The following is a 3,828-nucleotide window of genomic DNA, read 5'->3' as shown; positions in this document are numbered from 1 at the left end:
GCGCTACCAGCTCGTCGAGCGGCATCGTCGACAGCAGCGCATGGTACGGCCAGCACCCCCCGTCGGCGGTCGTCGCGACTTTCGTCCGGACGTCGAGGGCGACCACCGGGTGGTCCAAGAACAGCCGGTCGTGGACACGGCCCGCGAGGCGACGCCACAGTTCTCCGGTACCGCCTCGCGGGTAGCGGAACGTCGCGTTCGGTCCCCACGACAGGTGGTCCTCGCCGAGGATCACGTTGCGCAGCACACGCTCGACGTCGACCACCGCGACCCGCTGCCCGATCCAGTCAAAGGCCATCAGCTCGAGCGGAGTGGCCCACACCTTGCGGTTGTACGGCAGCATGAAGTGGCGGGCCATGCCGTCACCGAACACCGCGAGCATCCACTCCTGAAGGTTGCGGGGGTGGTGGGTCTGCCGTTGGGCAGCGATCAACCCCGTCAGGCAGTCGTAGACGGTTGTCGGCTCCAAGCCGCGGATGTTGTCCTGGAACGGGTAGGGGATGACACGATCCTCCATCCACACCCACGCCTCGCGGCTGATGTCGGTGACATCGTCGCCCAGCAGTTCGTCGGCCAGCCTCGTGTACGGCTCGTAGCCGCTGAACAGCACATGCCCACCGATGTCGTAGGTGAACCCCGCCTCGTCGCTGATGGACCGTGCCAGGCCGCCCACCGCGCCGGTCGCCTCGAGCACGACCACGTCGTCGTGGCCCAGCTGGCGGCAGCGTTCGGCTGCGGCCAGGCCCGTCGGGCCGGCTCCGAGGACGAGCAGCCGACTCACCGTGCGACGTCCGTGAAGAGGTCGAGCAAGCGATCGACGTGCGCGTCGAAGGTGAACTCGTGCCGCAGGCACCACGCCGCCCGGCGGTGGCAGCCGGTCGCCGCCTCCTCCCGCAGCCGGTCGACGAGGTCGTCCAGGTCGTCGTACAGCAGCCCGATGCCGCGCTCGGCCACCAGGTCCTGCATCTCCACCCGCGCACCGGGGCTGGCCTGCTGCAGCAGCGGCAGACCGGCTGCGAGATAGGACGGCAGGCGCGCCGGGGAGTTCAGGTCGTCCCAGCTCGCGCGGGCGAGGTCGCCGCCGTTGTCCGAGGTGAAGCGATGCAGCCAGCCGGCGTCGTACCGGGACAGCTCCCGCACCCAGTGGGCCTGCTCGACGTGCGGGTGCACGTGGACGTGGTGTGACTCGCCGTCGAGGAACCGGCTCAACGCCCCGCCGGTGCCATGCCGGCAAACCGGTCCGTAGAGGTGGGTGTGGATCCCCGCGGCTCCGAGCCGTGCCAATGTGTCGGCGTCGAGCCCGAGCGGGCGACCCACACACACCGTGTGGATCTCGCCGTCGCGCTGGGACAGTCGGGGGCTGACCTCGGCGGTGAACCAGTCGGCCTTCGGCAGGTCGCCGTCGAGCACGGCGGTGGTCGCCTGGTCACGTGCACCCGGCAGGGCCTGTTCCATCCAATCGCGCTCGGACGCCGTCGCGTAGACCACGACGTCGGCGCGTTCGTGCAGGTCGGCGAGCAGCGGCCAGTCGCCCCGGACCAGGCAGCGTTGTGGCGCCTCCTTGAAGTGCCATACGACCGGGATGCCGAGGTCGAGCAGGCCCTGGACGAGCGGCACCGCACGCCAGTTCAAAAGTCCGTAGACGACGTCCGGACGCAGCGCGCGCACGTCCTGCAACTCGACATCGCGGACGTTGCCGAACGGCAGCGGCCCGACGGTGCTGTCTCCGAGCGGATCGTCGATCCACAGCCCGTACAGCTCGTGGCCCCGTTCCTCGAACGCCACCACCCGCTCGGGGTTGAACGCCAGCTCACCCACCAGCAGGATCCGCAGGCCGGGCGGCCGGGCAGGGTAACGGGAGGCCGACCCGCCTCGGGCTGGACGGCGGAAGCGCCGGTAACGCGCGTGCTCGTCGACCGGCCAGCTGTCGCGCGAGTGGAAGCGCAGCGGCTCACGCACCAGATAGCGGCGGCGGAAACTGTTCAGCCCGCCGTCGAAGCGCTCGCGGATGTGCTTGTGCCGCTGATCGGGGTGGTCGGTCCATACGCAGGTGACACGCCCCGTATGGACCATGGGAGGCAGGCGCGACCAGAAGAGACGGTGGAGGTCGTCGGTCTCGAGCTCGTCGCGTTCCACCCACCGGGCGGAGGTGCGCCGGTGCATCACCTGGACCAGCTGCACGCCTTCGCGGACGCCATGGTGGTCTACCCCGCTGACAGCGGCGTCCGAATGGTGTCGCTGCAGCGTCGCGACAAGCAGCGACAGGTGGTCGGGGAGGTAGACGTCGTCGGACGGTAGGTAGGCCACGAAGCTCCCGCGTGCGGCCTCGAGCGCCCGGTTCAGCGCCGCCCCCAACCCGCGGTTGCGGTCGGAACGGTGCAGGCGAAGACGCTGGTCCGCGGCGGCCAACCGGCGCAGCACGTCGGGGGCGCGGTCGGTTGACCCGTCGTCGACGACGACCAGCTCCCAGTCGGCGTGGCACTGCGCGCGGAGGCTCGCGACGGCACGGTCGAGGAAGGCTGCCTGCTCGAACGTCGGCATCAGCACCGACACGAGGCGGTCCACGGTCAGCGCCCTCCTCGGTCATCCGGCCGCCCGTAGTCTTACAGCCATGAGCGACGCGCGCGGCCCGCACATTTTCCAGCCGGCGCGGCCCCTCGCCGACCCGTCGGTGCGGCGGGTGGCCGTCGTCCGGCTGCGCGTCGGCTTGGGCGACCTGCTGGCCTCGGTTCCAGCGCTGCGCGCGCTGCGGCAGGCGCGGCCGGACGCGCACGTCACGCTCGTCACCTGGCCGGAGGTGGCGCCGGTCATCCAGCGTCAGCGCGCCTACGTCGACGAGCTGCTCGCGTTTCCAGGCCACCCAGGCATCCCGGAGCGTCCGCCGTGGCCGCTCGACGCGTTCGTCGCGGAGTGCCGTCGCCGCGAGTTCGACCTCGCGATACAGATGCATGGACGTGCGGCGGCAGCGAACGAGGTCAACGCGCTGGTGGGCGCGCGACGCACCTCCGGCTTCGTCAAGGCCGGCGCGATCGACGTCGACCTGGCCACTCATCTGCCATATCCCGAGCGGCAGCCGGAGGTCCACCGCCACCTCGAGCTCGTGCGTTTCCTCGGCGTGCCCGCCGAGGACGCGACCCTGGAGTTCCCCCTCGACGAGGAGGACCGGGCCGGTGCCACAGCCCTGCTCGGTCAGCACCGACGCGCGCCCTATGTCGTCTTCCATGTCGGGGCGACGGCGGCGAGCCGCCGCTGGCCACCCGAACGGTTCGCGGTCGTCGCCGACCGGCTCGCCGGGACGGGACGCACCATCGTACTGGTCGGCGTGGAGGCGGAGCGTGACATGGTCCGACGGGCCGCCAGCGCGATGACCGCGGCTGCACTCGACCTCTGCGGGCGTACGAGCTTGGGCGAGCTCGGCGCGCTGCTCGCCGACGCCGACCTCGTGGTGGGAAACGACAGCGGCCCGGCGCACCTGGCGATTGCGGTCGGGACTCCCACCGTCACCGTCTACCTCGCTGGTGATCCGCTGCGGTGGGCACCTCGGGATAACCGACGCCACCGCGTCATCGCCGCCCACGTCACCTGTCGTCCCTGCACGCTGTCGCGCTGCCCGATCGACTTCCGCTGCGCGACCGCCGTGGACCCCGGCGCGGTCGCGGACGAAGCGCTGCACCTGCTGGCGTCGTGAGCAAGGCGTGGATGTCAGCCACCGGGCCGCGGATGCATGTCGCCTACCTGTTGGACAGCCCGACCTACGGCGGTGCGGAGATCTCGGTCGTCCAGCTGCTGCGTCACCTACCTGCTGGCGTGCGCTGCACCGTCGTCGCG

General features: G+C 71.1%; 3 protein-coding genes. 1 reads left to right on the top strand and 2 read right to left on the bottom strand.

What is annotated here, in order from left to right:
* Together M3N57_07645 and M3N57_07640 are read right to left on the bottom strand one after the other, a co-directional pair.
* Nucleotides 1-781 (bottom strand): FAD-dependent oxidoreductase (locus M3N57_07645; GenBank protein ID MDP9022557.1); only part of this gene is annotated, 781 nt, incomplete at its 3' end.
* Complete coding sequence (locus tag M3N57_07640) at nt 778-2,565, bottom strand: glycosyltransferase (protein MDP9022556.1); 1,788 nt, start codon at nt 2,563-2,565, stop codon at nt 778-780. The genes M3N57_07640 and M3N57_07645, both read right to left, overlap by 4 nt.
* A 46-nt stretch (nt 2,566-2,611) precedes the next feature.
* On the opposite strand from M3N57_07640, the gene M3N57_07635 reads away from it, so the two are divergent.
* Nucleotides 2,612-3,688, top strand: coding sequence for a glycosyltransferase family 9 protein (locus tag M3N57_07635; protein ID MDP9022555.1), 1,077 nt, complete (start codon nt 2,612-2,614; stop codon nt 3,686-3,688).
* Nucleotides 3,689-3,828: the final 140 nt, after the last annotated feature.

This window comes from Actinomycetota bacterium (genome assembly GCA_030776725.1).
Taxonomy (GTDB): Bacteria; Actinomycetota; Nitriliruptoria; order Nitriliruptorales; family JAHWKO01; genus JAHWKW01.
This window is presented reverse-complemented; position numbering and strand designations above follow the sequence as displayed.

Excerpts from the sequence above, each read along its gene's own strand:
- M3N57_07635 (MDP9022555.1), top strand. The coding sequence starts at position 2,612 with ATGAGCGACGCGCGCGGCCCGCACATTTTCCAGCCGGCGCGGCCCCTC.